At 59.6% G+C, this 25,832-nt stretch carries 20 protein-coding genes and 4 tRNA genes; 13 read left to right on the top strand and 11 right to left on the bottom strand.

The annotated features are described in order from the left end of the window. Positions 1–40: 40 nt before the first annotated feature. From D5261_RS23975 to D5261_RS23940, 8 genes are all read right to left on the bottom strand, one after another. Positions 41–115 (bottom strand) — tRNA-Gly (locus tag D5261_RS23975). 118 nt (positions 116–233) lie between these two features. Continuing rightward, on the bottom strand, positions 234–830 hold the full coding sequence (locus D5261_RS23970; RefSeq protein WP_119319603.1) for an SMI1/KNR4 family protein: 597 nt from the start codon (positions 828–830) through the stop codon (positions 234–236). Positions 831–844: 14 nt separating this feature from the next. Further along, entirely contained in the window at positions 845–1,219 is a 375-nt protein-coding gene (locus D5261_RS23965) for a VOC family protein (protein ID WP_125205790.1), read from the bottom strand. Positions 1,220–1,289: 70 nt separating this feature from the next. Continuing rightward, positions 1,290–1,364 (bottom strand) — tRNA-Gly (locus D5261_RS23960). An 84-nt stretch (positions 1,365–1,448) separates the two neighbouring features. Continuing rightward, entirely contained in the window at positions 1,449–2,147 is a 699-nt protein-coding gene (locus D5261_RS23955; RefSeq protein WP_119319605.1) for a suppressor of fused domain protein, read from the bottom strand. A 182-nt stretch (positions 2,148–2,329) separates the two neighbouring features. Beyond that, on the bottom strand, positions 2,330–2,764 hold the full coding sequence (locus tag D5261_RS23950) for a hypothetical protein (protein WP_119319606.1): 435 nt from the start codon (positions 2,762–2,764) through the stop codon (positions 2,330–2,332). 120 nt (positions 2,765–2,884) lie between these two features. Beyond that, a tRNA-Gly gene (locus tag D5261_RS23945) sits at positions 2,885–2,959 on the bottom strand. A gap of 35 nt (positions 2,960–2,994) precedes the next feature. Further along, a tRNA-Leu gene (locus D5261_RS23940) sits at positions 2,995–3,078 on the bottom strand. Between the two features lie 214 nt (positions 3,079–3,292). Between D5261_RS23940 and grpE the strand changes: the two genes are divergently transcribed. From grpE to D5261_RS23910, 6 genes are all read left to right on the top strand, one after another. Next, on the top strand, positions 3,293–4,024 hold the full coding sequence (gene grpE / locus D5261_RS23935; protein WP_119319607.1) for a nucleotide exchange factor GrpE: 732 nt from the start codon (positions 3,293–3,295) through the stop codon (positions 4,022–4,024). A gap of 95 nt (positions 4,025–4,119) precedes the next feature. Beyond that, positions 4,120–5,127: a hypothetical protein gene (locus D5261_RS23930; RefSeq protein ID WP_119319608.1), complete on the top strand. Its 1,008-nt coding sequence runs from the start codon at positions 4,120–4,122 to the stop codon at positions 5,125–5,127. Then, complete coding sequence (locus D5261_RS23925; protein WP_119319609.1) at positions 5,124–6,185, top strand: DUF4129 domain-containing protein; 1,062 nt, start codon at positions 5,124–5,126, stop codon at positions 6,183–6,185. Before D5261_RS23930 ends, D5261_RS23925 begins: the two co-directional genes overlap by 4 nt. Positions 6,186–6,221: 36 nt before the next feature. After that, positions 6,222–7,505: a DUF4350 domain-containing protein gene (locus tag D5261_RS23920; RefSeq protein ID WP_119319610.1), complete on the top strand. Its 1,284-nt coding sequence runs from the start codon at positions 6,222–6,224 to the stop codon at positions 7,503–7,505. Between the two features lie 79 nt (positions 7,506–7,584). Continuing rightward, entirely contained in the window at positions 7,585–8,595 is a 1,011-nt protein-coding gene (locus D5261_RS23915) for an AAA family ATPase (protein WP_165863944.1), read from the top strand. Between the two features lie 92 nt (positions 8,596–8,687). After that, entirely contained in the window at positions 8,688–9,566 is an 879-nt protein-coding gene (locus tag D5261_RS23910; protein ID WP_119319611.1) for a transglutaminase family protein, read from the top strand. A 96-nt stretch (positions 9,567–9,662) separates the two neighbouring features. Here D5261_RS23910 and D5261_RS23905 read toward each other — a convergent pair whose 3' ends face one another. Both D5261_RS23905 and D5261_RS23900 read right to left on the bottom strand, forming a co-directional pair. Beyond that, the gene (locus tag D5261_RS23905) at positions 9,663–12,719 is read right to left on the bottom strand and encodes an RICIN domain-containing protein (protein ID WP_119319612.1); all 3,057 of its coding nucleotides are present in this window, start codon (positions 12,717–12,719) and stop codon (positions 9,663–9,665) included. Positions 12,720–12,746: 27 nt separating this feature from the next. Beyond that, entirely contained in the window at positions 12,747–16,280 is a 3,534-nt protein-coding gene (locus D5261_RS23900; RefSeq protein WP_119319613.1) for a LamG-like jellyroll fold domain-containing protein, read from the bottom strand. A gap of 248 nt (positions 16,281–16,528) precedes the next feature. On the opposite strand from D5261_RS23900, the gene D5261_RS23895 reads away from it, so the two are divergent. Together D5261_RS23895 and D5261_RS23890 are read left to right on the top strand one after the other, a co-directional pair. Beyond that, positions 16,529–18,757 (top strand): glycoside hydrolase family 2 protein, encoded by a 2,229-nt coding sequence (locus D5261_RS23895; protein WP_119319614.1) that lies wholly within the window; start codon positions 16,529–16,531, stop codon positions 18,755–18,757. 11 nt (positions 18,758–18,768) lie between these two features. Beyond that, positions 18,769–19,884, top strand: coding sequence for a GntR family transcriptional regulator (locus tag D5261_RS23890; protein ID WP_119319615.1), 1,116 nt, complete (start codon positions 18,769–18,771; stop codon positions 19,882–19,884). Here the strand turns inward: D5261_RS23890 and D5261_RS23885 are convergent. Beyond that, entirely contained in the window at positions 19,881–20,267 is a 387-nt protein-coding gene (locus D5261_RS23885; RefSeq protein ID WP_125205791.1) for a DUF5658 family protein, read from the bottom strand. The two genes, D5261_RS23890 and D5261_RS23885, sit on opposite strands and share 4 nt — an antisense overlap. A gap of 245 nt (positions 20,268–20,512) precedes the next feature. On the opposite strand from D5261_RS23885, the gene atpG reads away from it, so the two are divergent. The 5 genes from atpG (at position 20,513) to ispD (ending at position 25,816) form a co-directional block, all read left to right on the top strand. After that, complete coding sequence (gene atpG, locus D5261_RS23880; protein ID WP_119319617.1) at positions 20,513–21,388, top strand: ATP synthase F1 subunit gamma; 876 nt, start codon at positions 20,513–20,515, stop codon at positions 21,386–21,388. A gap of 78 nt (positions 21,389–21,466) precedes the next feature. Beyond that, positions 21,467–22,894, top strand: coding sequence for a F0F1 ATP synthase subunit beta (gene atpD / locus D5261_RS23875; protein ID WP_119319618.1), 1,428 nt, complete (start codon positions 21,467–21,469; stop codon positions 22,892–22,894). A 30-nt stretch (positions 22,895–22,924) separates the two neighbouring features. Continuing rightward, entirely contained in the window at positions 22,925–23,338 is a 414-nt protein-coding gene (gene atpC / locus D5261_RS23870) for an ATP synthase F1 subunit epsilon (protein WP_218025490.1), read from the top strand. Positions 23,339–23,499: 161 nt separating this feature from the next. Beyond that, positions 23,500–24,696, top strand: coding sequence for a PIN/TRAM domain-containing protein (locus D5261_RS23865; protein ID WP_301002190.1), 1,197 nt, complete (start codon positions 23,500–23,502; stop codon positions 24,694–24,696). Next, a complete protein-coding gene (ispD, locus tag D5261_RS23860; protein WP_218025492.1) occupies positions 24,638–25,816 on the top strand; it encodes a 2-C-methyl-D-erythritol 4-phosphate cytidylyltransferase in 1,179 nt (392 codons plus the stop codon). The genes D5261_RS23865 and ispD overlap by 59 nt, the downstream gene beginning before the upstream one ends. Positions 25,817–25,832 lie beyond the last annotated feature (16 nt).

The raw sequence follows: 25,832 nt of genomic DNA, 5'->3' as shown, positions 1-25,832 counted from the left end.
GACAAAAGCCAGTCGCAATTGCGACTGGCTTTCTTATTTATGGAGCGGGAGACCAGGTTCGAACTGGCGACATTCTCGTTGGCAACGAGACATTCTACCACTGAATTACTCCCGCGTAATTTGCTTGTCTTCGGAAATGGTCCGATCGTCAGCAGCGAACGATAGAGATTATGACGCGTCGGGCAGCGAATGTCAACCCCGTGCCCGGGGTATTTGGATTTTGACGGGGTGCGTCAATCGAAATCTCCTTCGTGATCGAGGGGCGCCAGGCCGATGATTCGGCGCGGCCAAATCGATGAGGCTTGAGGATTGGCGTCTTGAAGGGCAGAGAAGATCTGTCCCAATTGTCGGGCGTCCTCATCGGATCTGGCGCGGAATGCTGCTTCGTAGACCAGAGTCGTCAGGAGAAAATTGGTGGTCGAGACATTGTCTCGCTCCATTAGACGAGTTCGTTCATACACATAGACGGGTGGGTTGGGACGAGCAAGGTCTTCCGTACGGGCGCCCCAGTACGCCACTCCCTGGTTTTCGGCGTGAAACACGAACAATTCTGTCGGCGGGACGGGTGGAGTGAGCTCATGCAGTTCGAGGAATATATCCTGATGACTGACGATTTCCAGGCGGCGTCCGCAGAGAGCGTACCAGCGCCGCAGAGTTTCTGGAAGTCGGAAGCCAAGGTCGCCTTCCGTGGCCGTAATTTCGTCCTCGGTGTTTCCGTGTTCGGGCAGAAGGACGAAAGGATCGTACCACCAGTCGATAAAATCGGCGGCGAGAGCGTGTGGATCGTCGCCGGTCTTGAAGCGCTGTGAAAACTCGTTAGCGAATGACATGGTGTGGTTGGATTTTATTCAGGAGCGCGGCGGAAATGTAAGTGATATCCGTGAATGTCCTCGACTGTATATTCAGTCGTTCCCCACGGCTTCTCCTCAAGAGGATGTACGATCTTTACGCTGGCGACTTGATGCTGTTCATAAAGCGACTCGAGATTTTCGACATCGATATAGAACCGGAATCCAGTCATCCGGGCAGCGAGATCGGGATCCTGTGAGAGAAATAGCCAAACTCCGTCGCGGCTGACGCCGGCCGCCATCGGCGGTTCGCCCCAAATCCAGTCCAGACCGGAGAACCCAAGCGCCTCCCGGTAGTATATTCGGGCAGCGAGAAGATCGGAGCAAGGGAGAAAGGGAACGACGGCTTTGATTGTTGGGAGAGCTGTCATCACGTCACCATCCTGAGACTGCGTCGAACGCAAAAAAGCCAGTCGCATGAACGACTGGCTTTCTTATTTATGGAGCGGGAGACCAGGTTCGAACTGGCGACATTCTCGTTGGCAACGAGACATTCTACCACTGAATTACTCCCGCAAGCGATTAGCTGACGATCACATTTATACCCTGCTATAAACGCTATTGTCAACTATTTCAGGCGAGCAATCGCAAAAATCTTTGCTATACATACGACGGGCGGCCCACATTGAGGATTGGAGTGTGCTTGCTGCGCTTGAAGATTTGCATGAGCGCTTCCGACCCGCCGCTGAGCTTTGCCTCCAGCTCGGCGTCCGTGATCAAGTCCAGCCAGAGGAAGGAGACGCGCGTTCCATCCAGGTGAGTCAAACCGGATGTGAAGGGGGGCGCTTCATAAAATGGCGGCATCAGTACGACATGTTTCAGCACGTCGCTTTCGGGAACCTCTCCCAATGTGAACGTTTTGAACTCCACCAAGGGACGGCTGTTTTCAAAGGGAAACTTCCCAATGAATCGGAGCATCTGAACTTGCCAGGGCATATCCGTGGTAAATTCCGCCATATCCAGCCTTGGCACACGCATGAATAACTCGACGCGCCGTTTCTCGATCGGCAAGTTTTGGCCCGGCTCCATCGGCATCGGTAGATCGCTCACTCCGCTGGTGATCAAAGTGCTGTAGTTGCGCGATCCATGAGGAGGATAGATGTACACATGGATGGTCGGTATTTGTGAGATGATCTCGTGGGCCACCATGGCGGCGCCGCCGAAGTAATCATCGTAGAATTCGCCGCGCTGCTCCGCCCATTCCGGCGGGGCGGCGGAGAACCCTATTGGCCGAGGCGTGGGGACGGATTGAGGGGTATCTGTCCGTGGTTTCTTGCCGAACTTATCAAATAAACTCATCGCAATCTCCGGTCAAGAACGGTGGGGATGGCAGGCGAACGTGAGTAGAACGATTTCATCATACCACAGGAATTTGGATTGCGAAGACCGGGAAAGCTTTTGTACGAGTGCATTGGGAAATGAAAAAGCCAGTCGATCATTCGACTGGCTTTCCGAGGTTGAGAGGACTGAGAAAAATCGTTTCACAGCTCCAGATGATTGAAGCGGCCGTCGGCGGTCTTCTTTTGCGCCTCGGCCTCTTCCCGCGCCTTGCGCTCTTCTTCGGCCCGGGCGGCGGCTTCTTCCCGCATTTGCTGCATTCTGGCCGCTTCCGCGATGATGGCGGCTTCGGCGGCCATGCGCTGCTGCACGTCCTGAGACATATCCATGCGCGGGCGGCGCATCGGGCCAATCGGAACGTTCATGCCCAGGCCGCCGGCGGCGTACGCGTCAATCGAATTTTGGAACCATTGGCGCGACTGCGCATCGTGCTGCGCCTGTTCCATGGCGTGCGCCTGCCGTCGGATCTCGGCCTCTTCTTGATAGGAAGAGTCCTGGATCTCATGGCCGCACCAGTTGCAGCGGGGGCTGATGTGCGAGATCAATTTTCGTTGACAGGCGGGACAGTGAACGATCATGCTGGTATTCCTAATGGTGATTTTACCACTTGTTGGGGATGATTTTGATGTTCAGACGCGGCGCGGCGCGTCAAAAACGCAAAAAAGCCAGTCGAATTAACGACTGGCTTTCTTATTTTGTGGAGCGGGAGACCAGGTTCGAACTGGCGACATTCTCGTTGGCAACGAGACATTCTACCACTGAATTACTCCCGCATACTGTCCGCGATGTGAGTACGCTTGACACAGATTGGTGGGCAAGAGGAGACTTGAACTCCTACGCCTTGCGGCACCAGATCCTAAGTCTGGCGTGTCTACCATTTCACCACTCGCCCACTGTGTTATGGGTGACTGCGCGCTGACGAGGAAGAGTATATCCCATGGGAGGGCGAATGTCAACACCCAGCCTTAAAAATTTTTCATGCGAAAGCTCCCCGCGCATTAGGGTATACTCGTAATTGTAAGAAGGCGGTTTCTGTGGAGTTCGGTTCCTGAGGAGCCGTTCCCCGCGCGCCGTACTCGTTTTGTAAGGAGTCATCCTACGGATTCATGGCTGAGAAGATACACAAAATTAAAGTCAACGCGACACACGACGATCTAGACGAATCGTTTGACGCCGCCGGCGCGCACTCGATCCCCGAAGACGAAGTCGACTCTCGGGCGCCCATCGACCTGAACGCGCCGGTTGGCCTGGAGGATGCGCTTGCCGGCGTCCATGGGATGGAGTCCGACAGCGACGATGAAGATGACCGGGGTGTGATCGATCTGGACGCGACCATCCCCAGCACGCCCAAGGCCGAGGCGGCCGCGCCCAGCGGCGCGTCGCGCGATGAAGTCGAGGCGCTGAAGGCGCAGGCGGCGACGGCGAATGAGAACTATCTGCGCGCGCTGGCGGACTTGCAGAACTTCCGCCGCCGCGGCGAGGAAGAGCGCCTTCGCATTATCCGCGACGGCAACGAAAAGCTTCTGAAGGAGCTGCTGCCCGTTCTGGACGATTTCGATCTCGCGGCGAACGCGGCGAAGCAGTCCGAAAGCTACGAGCAGCTGGCGAACGGCGTCGACGCGATCCTGCGCAAGTTCCGCGAAACCCTGCAAAAGCAGGGCGTGGAGGCGATCGCGGCGGTCGGCGAGAAGTTCGATCCGGACCTGCACGAAGCGGTCATGCTGGATGAAGACAGCGAGCAGGAAGACGAGACCGTGACGGCGGAGCTTCGCAAGGGCTACACCATGAATGGACGCGTTATCCGGCCGACACTGGTCAAGGTCGCAAAGAACAGCTAAGGCTAAAGAACAGCTAAGGCTGTGAAATGAAGCAGCGATCGCTGTGACGGAAACCCACTGATGCAAGGGATGTGCGAAGGCGCGGAAAACCCCGGATGATCGAACGTAGTTTACGGCCGCTCTCCCTCGGCGATATTTTCGACGAGGGCTTCGACCTTTATAAGAAGAACCTGTCGTTCTTGCTTTTGATCGCCGCGCTGATCGCCATCCCGTTCAAAGTGCTGACGTCGTTTATCGACCTGCAAATTCTGCACCGGGTCGTGGATCTCAGCACCATGATGAAGGGGTCGAATGACCCAACGCAGGTTCTGAACTGGCTTGGCCTGAGTTCGGAGCGCCTTTCCGTCGTCGCTCCGCTGTATCTGATCGTGTTCGCGGTGGAGCTGTGCGTTCTCACCGCGGCGACATCGGCGCGCTATCTGGGCGAGCCGGTCACGATGCGCGGCGCCTATGGCTCCGTTCTGCGCCGTATCATCCCCCTCATCGTGACCAGCATCCTGTACGGCGTGCTGATTTCGGTCGGCGCGGTTCTCTGCGTCATACCGGTCATCTTTCCATTGACGCTCCTGGCGATGCTGGGGCATGTCTTCACGATCGAAAAGCTCTCCTACTTCAAAGCGCTGGGACGCTCCCGCGCGCTGGTCGGCTGGGACGCCCTGCGGGTCTTCGGCTCACTGTTTCTCCTTTGGCTTATCGGATCGATTTTGATCCTTGCTTTTGAGATGGCGATCCGGTTCCTGGTGACCAGCATCATCCAGGCCCTGCCGGGCGCGCAGGCGATGACCAGCGGAAATAGCGTGGTCGGCGGTTACACCGTGACCGACCATGTGGTTTCCGAGATCGGCGATGGGCTGGGGCAGCTGATCGTCACGCCCTTTATCGTCTGCGTGCTCACGGTTCTCTACTACGACCTGCGCGTACGCCGCGAGGCGTTCGATATCGCTTTGCTCGCCAAGGATCTGGGCTATCCGCCGCTGAACTTGAGGCCGAACGCCCCGGGGCACGTTCCCGCGCCGCCCCCGGCGGCGCCGCTCCCCCAGCAGCGCGGCGGCGGCGTCACCCCGCCGCGCAATGTCGGCGGGAATATGGGAGGGGCCGCATGATCCATCGGCGCCGACCGACCTCAATTGTTTTTCTCCTTTGCGCCCTGCTGACGGCGCTGTCGACGATGACGGCGGGCGCGGTTCCCGTGGCCCAGTTCCGCAAGGCGCTCGCCAGCGTGGAGCACCGTCTGGAAACCGCATCGGAAGCCAGCCGCGGCGGCAAGCCCGAGTCCGGGGAAACGCCTCACGACTTTGCGAAGCGGGTGCTGGGTCCCATTCCGACGGTGGAAGTCCCGGGACAGGGCGCGGTCCGCGTGCGCAGCGCCCGGCTGGTGGCCGCGCTGCAAAAGATCGACGCCGCGCCGCTGAAGAAGCGCGCCGAGCAGTACGCGCCGATCATTCTCGCGACAAAGACTCTCCGCGAGGATATGCGCGGCATGAAGCCGGGCGATGTCGGCGGCGGCGACGACCCGCCGTCCTCCTATGTGGAAGTCCGCCGTATCCTGGCGCGTCCCGAGTTTCAATCGGAGCCGCTGCCGCCGCCCTCGCCGCTGGAGCTGGGCTGGAACCGGTTTTTGAAGTGGCTCGCCGATCATCTTCCGAAGCCGCAGCGCGGCGCCTCGGGTACGATCAATCCGGCGATCATTCGCGGTTTGTTTTACGGCCTGGGCGCGCTGCTGTTCGGTCTGCTAGTTTATCTGATCGTTCAATATATTCGGAACCGCACCGTCAATGTCGTCCAGCGCGACCGCGAGCTTGCCGAAGAGGCGATGGTGGAGGCGCGCGACAAGGACAGCCTGATCGACGCCGCCGAAGCGCGCGCGAAAGAAGGAGACTTCCGCGGGGCGTTCCGCTTGGTGTATCTCGCCACGCTTGTCGCGATGGACACCGACGGCATTCTGCGCTTCGATCGATCGCGCACCAACTGGGAGTACCTTCGGTCGCTGCGCGGCGCGGGCCGCGACGACCTTTACCGCGCCATGCTGCCGCTGACCCGCGATTTCGACCGACTCTGGTACGGCTACGCCACGGCGGGGCCGTCCGACTATCGACAGGCGCTCGAATATTACGACCGCCTGCGTGCGCCCAGCCCGGCGGCAGCCGCGCGCCGGGGTTAATTATTCGGTCGTTCCGGACATTCACGAAACTTCGTTATGCGCATCAGTAAAGAGCTCGGAGCCATCTTTGTTCTGTTCGTCGTCTTTGTCGCCATTGGCCTCGCCTCCGGCGGACAAAGCGAAACCAGGTCACGCCAGGTCGGAGTCGACGGTCCGGTCGACCCTTCGGTGACCAACGATCGAAAGTCGGGCAGCAAGGCGTTCTTCGATTGGGTGGGGGAGCGCGGCTTCAAGCCTCAGATTCTTCGCGCCAGCTGGACATCGCTGGACAAAAACCAGGCGCCGGTCATGGTGTGCATCGCGCCGCAGACCGGTGACGACGCGCAGGCGACTCTCTTTGCCCAAAATGACAGTGACGCCCCTCCGGCAAAAACGACGCTGCTCACCGCCGATGACGCCGCGCGGCTACGCAAGTGGCTTCAGTCCGGACATACGCTGATCCTACTCACCTCGCGCCTGGCGACGGGGAAGATCGCCGGCTCCAGCGACGGGACGACGACGTTTGGCGACGCCATGGATGTAATCGTCGAAACCAGCGCGACCTCCGCCGGAAAGACGGAATTCGCGCCGCGCCTGCTCACACGGGACACCGTGGACCTGATGCGCGTACACACGATTTCCGGCATGCGGATCCGCCGCTCCGTTCCGGACGGGCTGGGATTGTTTGGCGATGAGAACGGGCCTGTGGCGGAGTCGATCCCCATTGGGAAGGGACGATTGATTGTGATCGCGGACGGCGCGTTCGCGTCGAATGGAAATATCGCCGTCGCCGACAACGCCGTCTTTCTGGACAATTTGCTGCACCATCACGCCAAACGCGGCGACACGATCCTGTTCGATGAATACCATCACGGCGACGCCGTTTTGGAATCGGGCATGACGATCTGGGGAGCTTTGGGACAGCCGCTGCGACTGGCCCTTCTCCAGCTTCTCGGGGCGGCGCTGCTACTGGCCGCCGCACTGGGCGCGCGGTTTGGCACTCCGATCCCGCTGCTGCAAAACGGACGGCGCACGTCGTCGGAGTATGTCGAATCACTTTCGAACCTTTACCAGCGGGCCGGCGCTTCGGCGACGGCGCTGGAGACCATCTACCGGCAGTTCCTGCGTGACGTCACCGGGCGTCTCGCGCTGCCGCCCGATTCCAATTTGGAGCAGCTCGCCGCCGTCGTCGCGCGCCGGGGCTCCGTCCCACTGGCGGAGGTCCGGCAGCTGCTGGCGGACTGCGAGGGCGGCATCGACCGCGCCTCCGTCTCCGAGGCGGATCTGCTCACTTTAGTAAGACGCATGGATCGTATCAGAAAGGACCTTGGCATTGTCTGACGAAGAAATCCGCTCCTCCGCATCCGAGGCGTCGCCCGTTTCGCCCTGGGGAGAGCCGGCGCCCGCGCCGCAGAACTCCGTGAACTTTTATCAGCCGCCGGCCCAGCCGGTCGAGGAGAGCACGCCGACCTACGCCAGCCAGAACGAGGTGCAGCGGGTGGCCGACGCCATCACGGCGGAGATCCATAAGGCCGTTGTCGGCCAGGACGACGCCATTGAAAGCGCCCTCGCCGCGCTTTTCGCCGACGGCCACGTGCTGCTCGAAGGCGTACCCGGCACCGCGAAGACGCTGCTGGTGCGCGCCCTCTCGGCCGCCGTCTCCACGGACTTCAAGCGCATCCAGTTCACGCCGGACCTGATGCCCTCGGACATCACCGGCACCCGGATTTTCGACCAGAAGCTCAGCGAGTTCGTCTTCAAGCCCGGCCCGATCTTCACCGGCCTGCTGCTTGCCGATGAAATCAACCGCACACCGCCCAAGACCCAGGCGGCGCTGCTGGAGGCGATGCAGGAGCACCGTGTCACCGTCGACGGCGAGACGCACGATCTTGGCTCCGTCTTCATGGTCTTCGCCACCCAGAACCCCATCGAGTTTGAGGGGACTTATCCACTGCCGGAAGCCCAGCTCGACCGCTTCCTGCTCAAGATCCTGGTGTCCTATCCGCCCGCTGAAGCCGAGCAATCGATTCTGCGCCGCTACCATCAGGGCTTCGATTCGAACGATCTGGAGACCACGAATATCCAGTCCGTGGCGGACGCCGCCACGATCGAGAACTGCCGCGCGATCATCAAGAAAGTGCGCGTGGAAGACGCGATGTTCCGATATATTTCCGCGCTCGTGTTCGCCACGCGCGAGCATCGCCATCTGGTGCTCGGCGGCGGCCCGCGCGCCTCGATCGCGCTGCTGCAAGTCGGCAAGGCGATGGCGGCGATGCGCGGCCGCGACTATATGATTCCGGACGATGTAAAATCCATCGCTCCGGCGGTTCTTCGGCACCGCCTGCTGCTCCGGCCCGAAGCGGAGATCGAAGGCGCGACGGCGGACAACGTCATCGAAGGCATTCTCGGGAGCCTGGAAGTTCCCCGTTAAGCAGCGCGGCGCCGCAATCGCGGCGCCGCGCCCCCAAACGCAATGTCGCGTCGCTCGGCAGCCTTGGCTCCGCCAGGCAAGGAAAATAAGCGATGAACCTGAAGGTCTCTCACAAAACGACGTTCCATTACAACGCGCCGCTCACTGGCGAATCCTTTATGGAAGTTCGCCTGCGCCCACTCACGCAGCCCGACGTCCAGGAGTGCCGCAGCTATCAATTGACGGTGGATCCGAGCGCGCCGGTCTTTCAATACGATCTGCCCGGCGAGCTCGGTCACGTCGATCACTTCACGCTGCGCAACGATCCGCACGATCTGCTGACGCTGAGCACCGTCTCTGTTGTGGAAACATATCGGTCCAACCCATTCGAAGGCTTAATGTTCGACGCCGGCGATTGGGAGATGCTGCGCGATCCGATTTTTCGCCGCGATCAGGCCGAATGGCTGTTCCCGACGGAGATAATCTCCGTCGGCCCGCAGTGGATGATCCCCGAACTGCCCACGACAAGCGTCTTCGAATTCGGGCAGGCGCTCAGCCAGCATATCTACGACCGTTTCCAATATGTGCCGGGGTCGACGGATATCAGCACCCCGCTGGAGGAGTTCGTCGCGCAGGGCCGAGGAGTCTGCCAGGATTACGCGCACTACATGCTGGCGATCGCCCGCTCCGCCGGCGTCCCCGCGCGCTATGTTTCGGGATACGTGTTCAGCGGCGCGGACCCCAATACGCACGGCGGCGACGCTATGCACGCCTGGGTGGAGCTGCTGATCCCGCATGCAAACACCTGGCGCGGCTTCGACCCGACGAATAACTTGCTCGTCGGCGAACGCCATATCAAGATCGCATCGGGACGCGACTACGATGACGTGCCGCCCACCAAGGGCCTCCTGCGCGCGGCGCGCGGCGGCAAGCTGCCCGAATGCAGCGATCTGGATGTGGTGGTAAGCGTTAAGGAAGTCAATTTCGGATAGAGATCTACTTATTCCATCATATTGCATGTTGACACAAGAACGGCCGGCGCAAATGCGCCGGCCGTTCTTGATGCGAGCCTGCCCCTTTCCCGACTTCTAATGCAGCTGCCACAGATGGTCCGCCGAGAAGTTCTCCGGTGTCTGAAAGATCTCCGCGCCGTTCGCCGCGCTCATCCCGTTAACCCCCATCACCAAGCCGCTGTTCAGATTGAGCAGTGTAAAGCTTCCGCTGGAGTCGAGCAGGCGCCAAAAATGATCCGCGCCGTTGCCTACCGTGGAAATGCATGCGTCTGCAATGTTAAGCGAACCGCCGGCGATCGTCATTTCCCTTCCGCTATTCGTGTTCAAGAATTTGTAGAGCCCATATCCCTGATCTAGGAGCTTCCAGACATGGTCGGCTGCGCCATTGTCGTCCCACTGCGTCAGAAGAGTTCCGTCTGCTGTTTGCCCGCCGCTGGGCGTCAGGACCTTGCCGGTAAAGGAGTTTCCAATTCGATAGTTACTGCCCGATCGGCTGTCCAGCAGCTTCCAATGCTGGTTCGCGCCGCCGCTGTCTGCATTTTGGTAGATCAAAGCGCCGTCGCCAGTCCCGCCTCCTGTCACTTCGATCACATATCCCGTTCGATGGTTGACGATTTTGAAGTATCCGCCTCCTGTGGCGACAAGCTTCCACAAGTGATCGTCGGCGCCGTTGCTGACGTTTTGAATGAGCTGGGCGCCATTAGGAGCGACGAGGGCGGCGCCGTTGGCGGCGAGCTCCAAACCGCTGTTTTGATTGAGAATTTTATAGTAGCCGTTCCCGACATATTGAAATTTCCAGTGGTGATCCAGCGCGCCGTTGTCTGAGTACTGCTGTAGCGGCGTCCCGCCGCTTGTGGACGCCCCTTGAACGGCCAGCACTTTTCCGCTGTTCTGGTTGAAGAGCTGGAAAAAGGAAGAGGCGTCCGTCTGCTGAGGAGTCAGAATGGTGATCTTGTCGAGCTCAGCAAACATATTTCCCAGATTGAACTGGATCGTATTGACGCCTGCGTTCAGGCGAACGACTACGCCGGAAACATAATCCTGCGTGAACGCCGCCGCGTTCACTCCCCAAAGCCCGGTGTATGCATAGGAGATGGGAACAGCCGCGCCGCCGTTCACCACAACGTTGTGAGTGGCTCCCTGTGGATTGCCTGCTCCGTCAACACTGGCGTTAGCGTAGGAGGCGAAGATGGGGTAATAGCCGGCCACCGGAACATTCACGGTGAACTTTACCGAGCTGTTCGCGTTGACCATGCCGCCGACATATTGTCCATTGGAGGCGGCGCTGTTGGAGCTGACAACAGAATTCGTGATGACTCCGTTTTCGGCTTCAAAAACGGCGGTGTCGGCGTAAGAAACGCCGCTGGTCAGGCCCTTTGTGTTGGTGCAGGCTCCATCCGTCTCAATCAGCGCGCTGCCGTTCGCTCCCTGGCCGGCGACAGTATTTCCCGACAGCGTCGTGTTGTTGTCATGTCCCAGCCAGATCACGGAGTGTGCATCCTGTCCGTAGCCGCCCGCGCCGGCGGTGTAGATAGAGACGCCGGGCGCGTCCTGATGCGTGTTTAAGAAGGAGTTCCCAGTCACCCAGGCGCCGTCGGAATTCATCAGGGAAATGTTGACGCCGTAGTTGTTATAAAACGTATTGTTTTGGATTGTGGTGTTTGTGTTTGGCCGTCCGCTCAAGCCGTAGCGGTCGATTTGGATCGCCGCCGAGTTGCGTCGGTTCCATATGTTTGCCGCCGTGAAGCCGTTGTAGGTGAACACGTTGTTCTTGATCGTCAGATTGTCCGAGAAGTTTTCGCAGGAGATCGCCGAAACCGTGCCTGTCTCGAAGAGGCAGTTTTCGATATCGGCGTTGACGCCGCTGATCACCAGAGAAACATCACGGCAGTTCTGAATCACGCAATTCTTCATCGTCAAGCCGATATCCGCGTGGTTGATGTCCGCCATCTGATATTTATAGGGCAGGGTGATCGGCTGGTCGAGCGTGACATTGAGCCACTCCACACTGCCGTAGGTGTTGTCGGGCGGGGTGAAGTTGGCATGGATAGGGGCGCTGGTGACCGTTCTCTGGCCGACGACATTGCCATTCGCGTCATAAAAATACAATCGGTCCCCGTTGTTCACATATCCGCCGCCCGTATAGGTGAGCGTGCTCCCGCTCGCCTGACCGACGGGGGCTGTAAAGGCGTCCGCGTTCACCACATCGTCCGGCGAACCTTGCCACAGACAGTTGGTCATCACCAGTCCTTGGCGGTTCCATCCGGCCTGAATGCCGTTCGGTCCGTACAGACCAATGGCGGATGCTCCCGGCGGCGCGGGCTGATAGACATAGCTGCAATGGTCGAAGGTGATCAGACCGCAGGCGCTGGCGTTCCAGGTGTTTTCGCCGCCGATATTGACGGTCATATTACGGAAAGTTACGTTGCTGCATGTGCCGATCCCCATAAACTGCTGAGATTGGCCGTGGATCCCGATATAATCGCCATTGACAATCGTCGTGTTGAAGGGAAGGAAATCGCCGGTATTGATATGCCAGCGATATTTGCGGTTTGCGGCGTCCAGAGTTATGGGCAGCGATGTTGTTCCGTAGTCCGCGGTCGCCGTTTTCCAACGGCGGGTTGTCTTGTCAAACACGTTGAAGGGTTCGTTCGCCGTCCAGTGGGCGGTGTTGGTAAAGTCCGTGGGATATCCGGCGTCGAGCTGTACATCCATATAGTTGCCGCCGGCGTCGCTGCCCGCATTATAAACGCGTCCTTGAGTGAAGTTAGGCGGCGACGAGAATGTCGCCCCCAGGATCGTGAAGTTATTGTTATTCGACAGCCACACCAAATTGTAAGCGCTGTCGGCGAAGAAAAGAGTCACGCCGGGGGCGTCGATCGTGAAGTTGGACATTCCCGAGAGATCCCAGGCGGTTCCGCTGGGATTGATCGGAATGGCGTACTTTCCCGGCCGAATGGTCACGCCGTTCGATCCGGCGTTATAGGCGTTTCGGATCGCCGTGAGGAGCTGCGCCGGGTTCGCCGTGTCGCCCACCAGCGTGTAAGCGCCGGCCGGCGTCGCGGCCGCCGTCATGGCGGCGATTCCGAGCAGCAGGGGAACGCATCGCTCCCATTTTTGAATACGCGTCATTGCCGTTTCCTTCTTTGTATTGCGTGGTTACTGGCCGGTATTGTAGTAACTCAGCGCGTCCGCATCGGAGAACGCGCGCTGATACTCACGGACGCTATCGATGGCTCCGTTCCAGAAGTCCACGGGACCGTTCCATTTGCCGCGCCCGATCTGCGCGCCTCCCGCCGCGGCGAATGCGCCTGGGCATGATGTCGACGCAGTCAGCACGCCGTTGATGTAGAGCTTCACAAGGCCGTTGGAGGCGTCGTATACGCCGATCAATTGCGTCCACTGTCCGGTGATCGCCGCCGTCGGCGCCCATGCGCCGGCGAGAGATGATCCCGTTGAGTCGGTTTGAGGGACGATGAAGATGAAATGATTGTCGGAGCGCGCCTGTAGGAAGAATGCGCTGATATTGGCGCCGTCCTGACTCAGAATCGTTTGATAGCCGCCCAGCGCATTGAGTTTGACCCATGCCGCGACGGTGAAGCTCTGGCTGGTGTTGATCGCGGGGCCGTTCAGGCTGACATACTGGCCCGCGCCGCTCAGATTGACGGCCGCGCCCAGTACGCCGTCCGTCCACCCCGCTCCGCCGATCAGGGCGCCGATTTTGCCGTGACCGCTGGCGTCATCCGCCGTCGTTCCTGAATTTTCGTCGAAGAGAGTTTCGCATTGAGCGGGCGGGATAGGAACGCTGAAGGTCTGCGCGAGGTTCGTCACATCGCTGTCGAGCAGCGCGCGCTGATAGAGACGCGTGTCTTCGATCGCTCCGCCGACGAAGTCCGTGGGCGCTCCGCCGCCAAACGCGCTTCCCAGCAGCGTATGTCCGGGGGCGGAGGCCGTCACGGCATTGTACTGAGCGCTTTGCAGCACGCCGTTGACGTAGAGCTTGATCTGCTGAAGCGGCTGATTGTAAACGCCGGCGAGGTGATACCAGACGCCTGGCTGCGGCGTGAACGTGGACGCCGCCGTGACGCCATTCGTGTAGTTATCGGCGGCAAAGGTGGTGAAACCGAAGTGACCGTCGGCGCGCAATTGGAGAAAGAAACTTGCGGTATTGCCGATGGTCTGACTGGCGAATGTCTGCCAATTGGTGATTGCGTTTAATTTCACCCAGCAGGATACGGAAAAGCTCTGGGCGGTGTTGAGAACGGGTCGGCTCAAGTCGACATATTGGCCGGAGCCGCTGAGCGACGCTGCGGAGCCTCCGAGCCCGAGCGTCCAGCCCGCTCCGCCGATCAGCGCGCCGTTGTTTCCATGGCCGCTGTTGTCTGCCGCCGCCGCTCCTCCATTGTCATTGAATGCGTAATACGCCGCAGCGTCATCAAGAAAACGAAGCGACCATTGCTGATCGATGCGACTGCTCGCCAGTTGCTGGGTTACGGGAGCGCCGCCGTTCGTTGCGAGGTTGATCGATCCAGAGAGGAGGCTGTTTTTGTTGACAAGAGCGCCGTATCCATGATCGGCCGGGGCAAACGACCATTGCTGACTGGCGGAGCTGTTCGCGGTTTCATTTTGCAGGCGCTGCCCCGTTGCGAGCGAATTGTTCACCCCGAGAAGTTTGCCGTTCGAGGCGTTTGCCGCCGTAAAGTATCCGCCTCCCGCCGCCGCGAATGTCCAGTGCTGCGATGGCGCGTCATTGACGACCCATTGCAGCGCCTGAACGCCGTCGCCCGTGGTGTCGAGCAGCAGGCTGCTGTCACGGTTGACCAGCGTGAACGTTTTGCCCATCTGCGTGACGCCGGACCCAATCCCGTGCACGGCCAGCGCCGTCGCGGCGGCCGTGACCAGCGCCGTTGCGCTCGGTCCCAGGTTGGAGACGGTATTGCGCGCCAGCGTGATATCCTGGCACTGGCCGAGCCAGATAACGGAGCCGGGGTCGAAACCGGTCCATACGCCCGGCCGCAATCCCGCGAAATGCGTGTTTTGGAAGGTGTTGCCCAGAATCCGCACGTGCGCGGCGTGTTTCACGGACAGGTCCACGCCGGCGTTGTTATCGAACGTATTGTTCTGGATCAGGATGTTCTGATGGTCTTCGCCGGTGATCGTATCGTCGTCGGGATCCATGCCGACGGTAAGCGCGCCGGCGGTCCAGAGGTCCTCGCGGTCCCAGTAGCCGCAGTTCATGATGGTATTGTTTTTGATGGTCGCGCCATGGACGAAACCCGCTTCGCCCCATCCCGTCGAGCAGAAGATCGCGACGCCCGCGCCGCTGCATCCGTCGATCATATTATTCTCGACATCGGGATTGTCGCCCTTGAGCAGCAGACCGCAGCTTCGAATGTTGGTAATCCGGTTGTTCAGGAACTTTGCGCCCGCGCAGCAGGCGCTGGCGTCCTCCACAAGCGTGTCATAAGGGGCGGTCACGGCATGGCTGAGCGACAGGGTGTAGTAGCCGACGCTGGACGCATTCTGAAATTCGCCCCAGTGAGAACTGAACGGCTGGGTAAAACTCACCGGCAGCGGAGCGCTGGTCACCTGGGCGGTATCGATCAGATTGAGCTTTTGATCGTAGAAACGCAGGGTGTCGCCGTTCTGTATGTCGTTGCGGAAGTTGGCGGCGCCGACCGTAAGCGTCATTCCCGAAATGCTCCCGACCTGTTCGAACGCGGCGTGAAGATTCCACATATCGTCCGGCGCGCCCTCAAATGCGCATCCCTCCACATCGGGACCGACATGCTCGGAGCCGACGTTTACGCCGTTGAAGCCCATCAGCGCGGTCGCGGTCGCGCCAGAGGGCTTGGTTTGGTAGGTTCCGCGTACATTGATCCAGCGGTTGGGACCGCCGCCGCCTTCATAGGAGCCGTTATCTCCCCAGGGCAGATTCAGATTTTTGAGCGTCACCGTGCAGTTGTCGAGGCCGATACCGTGGGGCATCGCGCCGATCAGGCAGATGGGGTCGCCGATGGCGTTCAAGCCATTCCCGGGCAGCACGGCGCTGTTGTCGACATGAAATCGCCATTTGCGGCTGGCGAAATCGAGCACGGCGGCGCTGCGAACCCCAAAATCGATCTCTTTCGTTTTGTAGCGACGGGAATTCTTATCGAAGTTATAGCCAAGTGCGAAAGTGGTTCCGTCATACGGCGTAAACACCGCGGTATTGTTCAGATCGCTGGGGTATCCAGCGTCAATCTGTACGTCCAGATAGGAGCCAGCAGCGTCAGATCCTCCCGATAAGATGGATCCCTGGGTAAAATTCGGCTTCAGTGTGGTGAACGTGCAGCCATTCGCGACCAAGCCGTCCAGAGTGACGTTTTGGCAGTTGCCAAAATGCATGCCGCCGTGGACGCCATCCGCCATCAGCAAGGTCACATTCTTTGCCTGAATCACGAAATTCGCCATATTGTTGAAGTCGAGACACCAGTAACCGGACGGCGCGGGGAGGTTGTATGTCCCAGGCGCGATCACGACTCCGCCTGTTCCCGAGTTGTAGGCGTTTTGGATCGACGCTAGCAACCCTCCTGGGTTACTGGTCGATCCGACAGTAGGATAGGCCCTCACAACGACCGGGACGATCAAGCCCATCAGAAGCAGCGTGGCGCGAATGAACATTCGCTTCGGCGCAAAATGTATTGCAATCATATCTTTTAGACCTTTATCAGAGTGACAACATGGTGATGGGCGCCGCAGTCGGCGTTGCCGCAATTATTGCTTTAACCCAATTGTGCCTTTGCGGAATCGCAATGCCCATTTGTGATATGAACAATATTGTAGCAATCATATCATGGAAGCACGGATGAGTCAAGCGCATCAGTAAAAATAATACTTGACTGATAGTACAATATTGTCTATAATTATTGCAGAGTATGTTCTCGAATAAGAGGTTCCCTATGTCTCACTCGCGCGCCGTCGCCGCTTTGGCCGGCCTATTCCTCACAGCGTTGCCTTCGTTTGCGGAGCCGGTTACTCCCGTTCTGACGCGATGGGCGAAGGAGGTCACGCCGCAGAATGTTCATCCGGAGTATCCGCGCCCGCAGATGACGCGCGGGCGGTGGCAAAATCTCAATGGACAATGGGATTATGCGTTGGTGGATAAGGACGCGCCGTCGCCGGCGTCCTATGACGGGAAAATCCTGGTCCCGTTTCCCATTGAGGCGCCATTGTCGGGTGTCCGAAAGCATCCGACGGACCAGCAGCGTTTGTGGTATCGGCGTTCGTTTTCTGTTCCTGCGGCTTGGAAAGGCGAGCATGTTCTGCTGCATTTCGGCGCCGTGGACTGGGACGCCGAAGTATTTGTCAATGGGAAGAGGCTAGGGGAGCACAAAGGCGGTTACGACGGGTTTAGCTTCGATGTGACCGATGCGCTGAAGCCGGGAGAGAATGAACTGAAAGTCGGCGTCTACGACCCCACGAACTCCGGAGAGCAGCCGGTCGGTAAACAAGACAACGATCCGCACTTTATCGTTTATACGGCGACGAGCGGCATTTGGCAGACGGTGTGGCTGGAGCCGGTCGCCAAATCCTATATCTCCGACCTGGCGATGACGCCCGATATCGACAAATCTGTTCTGCGCCTGACGGTGAAGGCGGCGGGCGGCAACCCGCCGAGCTCCGTGAAGATCACGGTGCTGGACGGCGCGAAGACCGTAGCGGTGATGAGCGGCGCGGCGAATGCTTCGCTCGCAATCCCGATTCCCAAAGCGCATCTCTGGTCGCCCTCTGACCCGCATCTGTATCAACTCAAAGTCGCCTTGCAATCAGGCAGCGTCCGCTCGGATGCCGTGGAGAGCTATTTCGCCATGCGCAAGATCAGTCTTGGCAAGGATGCGAAGGGAATTACCCGGATGTTCGTGAACAACCAGTATCTGTTTGAAGTGGGCGTGCTGGATCAGGGATTCTGGCCGGACGGAGAGTACACCGCCCCGACTGATGGCGCGATGGAGAACGACATTGCGACGGCGAAGCGGCTGGGCTTCAATATGATCCGCAAGCATGTCAAAGTAGAGCCCGAGCGCTGGTATTACTGGGCGGACCGATTGGGAATGCTTGTCTGGCAGGATATGCCGACCGCCGGCCATCGGACTCCGGAAAGCAAAACGCAGTTTGAGACGGAGTTGGACCGGATGGTGGAGGGGCGTGGGAATCATCCCAGCGTGATCATGTGGGTGCTCTTCAACGAGGGCAGTGATTACGACGTTCCTCGCCTCGTCGATCACGTTCGCGCGCTCGATCCCTCGCGGCTAATCGACAACGCCAGCGGCTGGAACGATCATGGGGTGGGCGATGTCATCGACACCCACAACTATACGCGCCCGAAGGCGCCGGCGCCGGAAGAGCATCGGGCCGCCGTCGCCGGTGAATTTGGCGGCCTTGGAATGCTGATCCCCGGCCACCTGTGGGGCGATCCGAAGAACAACTGGGGCTACGGGAATATGGCGGACAGCGCGGCCTTCGGCAAGGGGTATGCGCATCTGATGCACATTGCCTACGGATACCAAGACGATCCTGGCCTGAGCGCGGCCGTGTACACACAGCTCACCGACGTCGAGATTGAAAACAGCGGCCTGATGACCTATGACCGTGAGATCGTTAAGCCCGATCTCCACATCGCCCAGCTCGCGAACCGGGGCGAGTTTCCGACCGAGCCGAAGGTGACCGATATTGTGGCGACCTCGGAGACGCATCCGGCGGAATGGCGCTACACCACCACGGATCATCCCGCGCCCGCGAATTGGTTTGCGCCCGACTTTGACGATGCGGGCTGGAAATCCGCGCCTGCGCCGTTTGGAAACGGAGGAGCGCAAAACACCAAGTGGAGCGATACTCCAGGCGACATCTGGATGCGCCGCACGGTCACTCTGCCAGCCGATCTGCCCGCGACGCTTATGTTCAGCGCTTATTACGACGAAGATATGGAGATTTACATCAACGGCGTGCTCGCCGCCTCCGCTCCTGGGTTTACCTCCGACTATGTCGCCGTGCCGATGACCGACGCCGGCCGCAAGGCGATCGTTCCCGGCAAGAATGTTCTTGCGGTGCACTGCGGCCAGAAGGGCGGCGGCCAGTTTATCGATGTCGGGATCATTGCTCCGCAGTCCAGTCCATCCGTCCACAAGTAAACAGAAAAACCATGGCCCTTCCTAATCTCGATCTTCTTTCGCGTGAACGGTTCGTCACGCGCGGCGATGCTCCAATCCATCTCCAGCTTCGCGATGAGCTGCGCTTGCTCATGGATCTGCACTTTGAAGAAGGCCAGCAGTTCTGGCCGGAGCTCAGCATCGCCGGGCATTTGCAGCTCTCCCGGGGGACGGTGCGGCGCGCCCTGGAGGATCTGGCTCAGGAAGGCCGGCTGCAGCGGCTTCAAGCCAAAGGCAGCATCGTTCGTCGAGGTCCAGCCCATGAATATGCGCTGCAATCGCTGATTGTCTTCGTCACGGCGTATGATTCCGAGCTGATGATGGAGACGCTTCAGCAGTTTCGGCGTCAAACCGAGGATCTGTCGATCGCCATGCAGATCGTGCAGGTCAATCGCGGCGAAAATACCGAGACCCTTTCACCCAAGCTGATGGCGTCGCCGAGCCGTACGGGATTGGTCTTCCTCACGGAGCCGGAAAAGACGTACGCCCTCTATGCCGGCTTTCAGCCGCTGGGGTACCGTACGGTGACGCTCGAATCCCCGGGACCGGACTACGCCGGTCCCGCGATTGAAACAAACGCGGCGCTGGCGGCGCGCATCGGCGTTCAGCACCTCGCGGCGCTGGGACATCGGCATGTGATTTATCTCGTCAACGAGCCCGCCGATGTGGCGAGCGTCGCCCAAAAAATCGAGGCTTTTGAAACGCTGGGGAACGAAATCGATGGATGGCGAGGGGAAGTCATACTCTGCGGCGCGCATCTCTGGGACGATTCGTATTACGCGGCGTACGCGCATATGCCGGAGGTGTGGGAGCGCCGGCCGACCGCGATTTTCACCGCATCGGACCGAGGGGCGTGGGCGGCGCTAAAGTGGTTCGCCGAGCGCGGCGTGCGCGTTCCCGACGAAGTTTCTGTATTAGGATTTGAGGGATTGAAGTCTTCGGAGTATGTTTACCCCGCGCTCACGACGATTGCGCACCCGACCGCAGATCAGGTCAAGCAGGCGATCCAGATGCTTCAAACCGGATTTTCCGGTCTCGTGCGGATGCAGCCGAAGCTCGTCGCGCGGAACAGCAGCGGTCCGGCGCGAAGCGGCGAGCTTGCCGATTAATGCTTCACGTGAACGTTCGGGTTCGGAATGCAGGGCGATTCGATCCAGGCCATCGAGACATTCCGCGTTCGCGCTTGCAGCGCGAAATCATTGAGCTGGCTGATGCCGCCGACGTAAGCGCACAGGTAAGCGGCGATCGCGACGCGCATCGAAAGCGTCACCATCTTCGGACGATGGCGGCGAGCATATTCGAGCAAATACAGCGGTCCCAGGCAGAGAATCAATTTGGCGAGTACGAACACCGGGATGCCCTGGTGCAGATAGTAGGCCATCACGGGATTGCCTTCGCTCGCTTCTCGGTAGTTCACCAAGAAGATTGTCGTCATTAGATCGATCATCCCGATTGCCGTCAAGATCATTCCGTCACGCGACACTTTTACCATGGTTCCTCCTTGGGGTGATCCGCTTCACGCTTGCTACATGAACATATTATATACGAAAAATCTCATTGTGCAATAGATTTTATATGATTTCATAAATTATTTTTCGTATTAATATGTTCTCAAGAAAATCATTGCGAGAGGTCGTCAAAAAAAGAGAAAAATTGCACGTGTGATAAATTTCACGATTGACAAAGCGCGGGAGCGGAAGGTATCATTAGGCGCATTCTCCACGAAGAGGTATTTTAATGGCGACTCCCCGTCAAATCCGCGCACGCATCCGAACAGCGAAGAATATTCAGCAGATCACGAAGGCCATGAAGATGGTGGCGGCTGCTCGTTTGCGGCGCGCGCAAGAAGCGGTCGGCGCCGCTCGGCCCTACGCGCAAAAGATGCGCGAAGTCATGGCGAGCCTGAGCGCCGGCGGCTCGGACGGTCTCCAGCACCCGCTGCTGCGCAAAGTCGACGGCGATCCGAAGAAGATCGGCCTGATCCTGATCACCGCCGATCGGGGCCTGGCCGGCGCTTACAACTCCAGTGTCATCAAGCGCGCCGTCGAACTCGTGCGTCCCTACGGCCCCGAGAACGTGAAGATCGTCAGCGTCGGTAAGAAGGGCGCCGTGTTCTTCAAGCGCCGCGGCTTTTCGGTGATCGCGGAAAATCCGGTCCCGCAGACCGGCATCAGCTTCGCCGACGCCCAGACCCTTTCGCGCGCCGCGCGACGCTTGTTTGAAGAGGGCGAGATCGACGCGCTCTACATCATCTACACGCAGTTCGTCAGCGCCATGACCCAGCGGCCGCAGACGGTGCAGATCCTTCCCTTGCAGGCGCTCGACAGCGCCGCCACGGAAAAGGCCGGGCCGAAGGCCGATTACATTTTTGAACCGGATCCGGAACAGATCCTCGGCAGCCTGCTTCCCCGCTATGTGGACACGCAGGTCTTCCAGGCGGTGATCGAGAGCGTCGCTTCCGAGCACGGCGCGCGCATGACCTCCATGTCCGCCGCGACGGACAACGCCGGCAAGATGATCTCTGGACTGACGCTCACCCTCAACCGCGCGCGTCAGGCGGCCATCACCAAGGAAATCGCCGAGATCGTCGGCGGCGCGGAAGCATTGAAGTAAACGAGCGACGGAACACTTTCGGATTATTTATAAAACATCAACGGCGAACGTTTTTCACAAGGAGAAATAGGCTTTACTATGGGCGTCGGCAAAATTGTACAAGTGCAGGGACCGGTCGTGGACGCGCGGTTCGAAAAGGGCGATCTGCCTAATATTCTGAACGCGCTGAAGATCACGGACTCCAGCCGAAATATCAACATCACGGTCGAAGTGGCGCAGCACCTGGGCAACGATGTCGTCCGCTGCATCGCTATGTCTTCGACGGACGGTCTGACTCGCGGCCTGGACGTGGTCGACTCGGGCGCGCCGATCAGCGTGCCGGTCGGCAACGTGACCCTGGGACGCGTTTTCAACCTGCTCGGCGATCCGATCGACGAGCGCGGTCCGGTCAGCTCCGAACTGCGTTACCCGATCCACCGCGGCGCGCCTTCCCTGGAAGATCAGGCGGCGACGACGGAAGTTTTGGAGACCGGCATCAAGGTCATCGACCTGCTGTGCCCGTACGCCAAGGGCGGTAAGATCGGCCTCTTTGGCGGCGCCGGCGTCGGCAAGACCGTTTTGATTCAGGAATTGATCCGCAACATCGCGACCGAGCATGGCGGCGTTTCGGTGTTCGCCGGCGTCGGCGAGCGCACCCGCGAAGGCAACGACCTTTGGCTGGAAATGGGAGAAGCCGAGTACACGGACGCCAACGGCAACAAGGCCGTCGTTCTGGACAAGACCGCCATGGTCTTCGGTCAGATGAATGAGCCCCCCGGCGCCCGCCTTCGCGTCGCGCTTTCGGGTCTGACGATGGCGGAGTACTTCCGCGACGAGCAGGGCCAGGACGTTCTGCTGTTCGTCGACAATATCTTCCGGTTCGTTCAGGCGGGCTCGGAAGTTTCGGCGCTTCTCGGACGAATGCCGAGCGCGGTCGGCTACCAGCCGACCCTCGCTTCGGAAATGGGCGCTCTGCAGGAGCGCATCACCTCCACCAAGACCGGCTCCGTTACCTCGGTCCAGGCGATCTACGTCCCCGCTGACGACCCGACCGACCCCGCGCCGGCCACGACCTTCGCGTTCCTCGACGCCACCACGTACCTGGAGCGCAACCTGACGGCCATCGGTATCTACCCGGCCGTCGATCCTCTGGTTTCCACGTCGCGCATCCTCGACCCGAACATCGTTGGGGAAGAGCACTACGGCGTGGCTCGCGGCGTCCAGCAGATCCTTCAGCGCTACAAGGAACTCCAGGACATCATCGCGATTCTCGGTATCGATGAGCTGTCGGACGAAGATAAACTGGTTGTTGCGCGCGCTCGCAAGATCCAGCGCTTCCTGTCCCAGCCCTTCTTTGTCGGCGAACAGTTCACGGGTATCCCCGGCCAGTATGTGCGCCTCACGGAGACCGTGAAGTCGTTCAAGGCTGTTCTCGAGGGAGAATACGACGATCTGCCGGAGCAGGCGTTCCTGATGTGCGGCACGATCGATCAGGTCGTGGAAAAAGCCAAGGCGCTCGGCGCGTAGTATTCTGAGGGCTTCACGGAGGAAAGACACTTGGCGTCCCAATATACACTCGACGTCGTCACTCCGGAGCGCATCATGCTGAGCGATCAAGTCGTCAGCACGATCGCCCCGGGATACGAAGGGCAGCTTGGCATTCTCGCCGGGCATGCGCCTTTGATGACTGAACTCGTTCCCGGCGAGGTCCGCGTGACTCTTGCCGATGGACGAACGACATCGCACATTATCATCTCCGGCGGCTTCATGGAAGTGACCGCCGAACGCACGACGATCCTGGCGGACTACGCCGAGCGCGTCGATGAGATCGATATCACGCGGGCGGAGGCGGATCTCGCCTCTGCCCGCCAGCTGCTCGCCGAAGCCGAAGCCGGCAGCACGCAGGCGGCTGAGGCCAAGCAGGCCGTGGCGCACGCGGAAACGCGCATCCGCGCCGGACGCGGCGCTTAAAATCCATGGCTCCTTCTCCATGTCGGAGAAGGAGCCTCGGAAACCCCTTTTTCACGCGTGTGTAATCCACGCAGGATTCCCCTCCTTCGCGAACGAATACTCGCCGTACGACGTATTGAAACTTGGGGTGTAGTATTTTGACTGGTGAAAACAACTCTGCTTTGAAATTTTGGCGGATCACGTTCGTCGGCGTTCTGATGCTCCTCGGAGGATACTCCGGTTATCAGATCGGCGGGGCGGTGGTCGGCTCCGTGACGCATCTCGATCCGAGAGCCATTCGCGGCAACGCCTTTCTCTCTTCGTATCAGGATATTCTGAACAGCCCCAGCGGAAGCACGACGGCGTATATCGCCTTCACGCTTCTCGGCTTGCTCTTCAGCTTCCTCGTCGCGACCGGCGCTTTCAACAAACTGGTCAAAACGGGCGATCAGCTCAAAGAGATGAGCCCGAACGAGAAGGTGGCGACGTTCCTGGGCGTCACGCTCGGTCTGCTCCTGACGGTTCTCCTGTCTCCCATTCTGCTTTCCATCAAGAGCATCGGCATCGGCCTGACCGTGCTGGTGGCGATCGCCCTGGTTTATCTGGGCGTGGTCACAATGACCAGCATGAAGGACGATATCCGCTTCTTCCTGCCGGGCGGCGGCGGACAGACGGCGGAGCCGGTGGAAGTGACGCCGGAGCGCTGCAAGATCCTGGATACGAATGTGATCATCGACGGCCGCGTGGCGGACATCTGCCGCGCCGGTTTCCTCGAAGGTCCCATCTACGTTCCGGGCTTCGTCCTGGATGAGCTCCAGCACATCGCCGACTCGGCCGACAGCCTGAAGCGCGCGCGCGGCCGGCGCGGACTGGATATTCTCAACCAGATGCGCACCGAGCTGAAGATGCTGGTCCGCACGTACGACAACACCGATCCGAACGATCGGGACGAAGTCGACGCCAAGCTCGTGAAGCTGGCGAAGCAGCTCGACGGCTGCATCGTCACCAACGACTTCAACCTGAACAAAGTCGCCGAACTGCAGGGCGTTACGGTTCTCAACATCAACGAGCTGGCGAACGCGCTCAAGCCCGTTGTCCTTCCTGGTGAGGAAATGACCGTCACCATCATCAAGGAAGGCAAGGAGATGAACCAGGGCGTCGCATACCTCGACGACGGCACCATGATCGTCGTGGAAGGCGCGCGTCGCCGCATCGGCGAGACGCTGGACGTCGTCACGAGCAGCGTGCTCCAGACGGTCGCCGGCAAGATGATCTTCGCCTCGATCCGCAACTCTCATGGCGACGAGGAAGACGATTCGTATGACCAAAATGCACGCGGTTATCCCCGCAGCGGGCCTCGGCGCAAGATTCAGTACTAACGGAAATAAGGTCTTCGCGTCGCTTTCCGGCCGGCCCATGCTGGAGATGACGGTGGATGCGTTTCGGAGGCGATCGGAGTTCGCCTCGATCGTTGTGGTGACGGGGGAGGATGATCTTTCCCGCTGCCGAGAGATTGTGAAGGCGATCGCCCCCGAAGCGCATGTCGTTCGCGGCGGCGCAACCCGGCAGGAGTCAGTGCGCCTTGGTTTGACGGCGCTTGACGGCGCCGACGATGATATTGTCTTTGTGCACGACGGAGCGCGGCCCTTAGTCTCCGATGCGATCATCGATCGCTGTATTGAAGGCCAGCGTCGCAATGGAAACGCTGTCGCGGCTATTCCTGTCGTGGATACATTGAAGCTCGCGGCTCCGGATCAAACCGTCGAGCGCAATATCGATCGCGAGAGATTATGGGCGGTGCAGACACCGCAAGTCTTCCCGCTGGGGCTGCTGCGCGAAGCGCACGCCTCCGCCTGGAAGGCGAACTTTTTGGGAACGGACGAAGCCTCGCTCGTGGAAAGACTGGGGATTCCCGTGCATCTGGTGGAAGGCTCATCCACAAATTTGAAAATCACCCGCGCCGAGGACGCCGCGGTCGCGGAGGCGCTCCTGCGTCCCGCGCGAAGCGGCGCGCAGATGCGCGTCGGTTTTGGGTACGATATTCATCGATTAGAGTTTGGCCGGCGCCTGGTTTTAGGCGGCGTGGAGATCCCGACCACTGACGGTCGGGGGCTCGATGGTCATTCGGACGCCGACGTTTTGCTGCATGCGATCTGCGACTCGCTCCTCGGGGCCGCCGGACTGCCGGACATCGGCCATCTCTTCCCAAACACCGATCCCGCCTACGCCGGCGCCGACAGCATGACGCTGCTCGCCGAAGTTTTTCGACGTGTGAGAGAGCTAGGCTGGCGGGTACAAAATGTAGATGCGACCATCGTGGCGGAAGCGCCAAAGATTGGCCCATATACCGCGCAAATGCGGAATAATATCGTACAGCTGCTTGAAATAGAGCCAAGCTGTCTGGGGATCAAAGCGACGACAAACGAAGGTTTGGGATCGCTTGGGCAGGGGTTGGGCATTGCGGCCCAAGCAGTCGCCTGCCTTTGTCAAGGCGACTGAACACGGCGTAACGCTC

It is taken from the genome of Capsulimonas corticalis (assembly GCF_003574315.2).
Taxonomy (GTDB): domain Bacteria; phylum Armatimonadota; class Armatimonadia; order Armatimonadales; family Capsulimonadaceae; genus Capsulimonas; species Capsulimonas corticalis.
Note: the sequence above shows the minus strand (reverse complement) of the source record. Positions and strands in the feature narration are given on the sequence as shown.

Coding starts and splice junctions, on each gene's coding strand:
- D5261_RS23970 (WP_119319603.1), bottom strand. CDS start 830: ATGTCATTCGCTAACGAGTTTTCACAGCGCTTCAAGACCGGCGACGAT.
- D5261_RS23885 (WP_125205791.1), bottom strand. CDS start 20,267: ATGGTAAAAGTGTCGCGTGACGGAATGATCTTGACGGCAATCGGGATG.
- grpE (WP_119319607.1), top strand. CDS start 3,293: ATGGCTGAGAAGATACACAAAATTAAAGTCAACGCGACACACGACGAT.
- D5261_RS23900 (WP_119319613.1), bottom strand. CDS start 16,280: ATGATTGCAATACATTTTGCGCCGAAGCGAATGTTCATTCGCGCCACG.
- D5261_RS23895 (WP_119319614.1), top strand. CDS start 16,529: ATGTCTCACTCGCGCGCCGTCGCCGCTTTGGCCGGCCTATTCCTCACA.
- atpD (WP_119319618.1), top strand. CDS start 21,467: ATGGGCGTCGGCAAAATTGTACAAGTGCAGGGACCGGTCGTGGACGCG.
- ispD (WP_218025492.1), top strand. CDS start 24,638: ATGACCAAAATGCACGCGGTTATCCCCGCAGCGGGCCTCGGCGCAAGA.
- D5261_RS23905 (WP_119319612.1), bottom strand. CDS start 12,719: ATGACGCGTATTCAAAAATGGGAGCGATGCGTTCCCCTGCTGCTCGGA.
- D5261_RS23890 (WP_119319615.1), top strand. CDS start 18,769: ATGGCCCTTCCTAATCTCGATCTTCTTTCGCGTGAACGGTTCGTCACG.
- D5261_RS23910 (WP_119319611.1), top strand. CDS start 8,688: ATGAACCTGAAGGTCTCTCACAAAACGACGTTCCATTACAACGCGCCG.
- D5261_RS23925 (WP_119319609.1), top strand. CDS start 5,124: ATGATCCATCGGCGCCGACCGACCTCAATTGTTTTTCTCCTTTGCGCC.
- D5261_RS23950 (WP_119319606.1), bottom strand. CDS start 2,764: ATGATCGTTCACTGTCCCGCCTGTCAACGAAAATTGATCTCGCACATC.
- D5261_RS23930 (WP_119319608.1), top strand. CDS start 4,120: ATGATCGAACGTAGTTTACGGCCGCTCTCCCTCGGCGATATTTTCGAC.
- D5261_RS23920 (WP_119319610.1), top strand. CDS start 6,222: ATGCGCATCAGTAAAGAGCTCGGAGCCATCTTTGTTCTGTTCGTCGTC.
- atpG (WP_119319617.1), top strand. CDS start 20,513: ATGGCGACTCCCCGTCAAATCCGCGCACGCATCCGAACAGCGAAGAAT.
- D5261_RS23965 (WP_125205790.1), bottom strand. CDS start 1,219: ATGACAGCTCTCCCAACAATCAAAGCCGTCGTTCCCTTTCTCCCTTGC.
- D5261_RS23955 (WP_119319605.1), bottom strand. CDS start 2,147: ATGAGTTTATTTGATAAGTTCGGCAAGAAACCACGGACAGATACCCCT.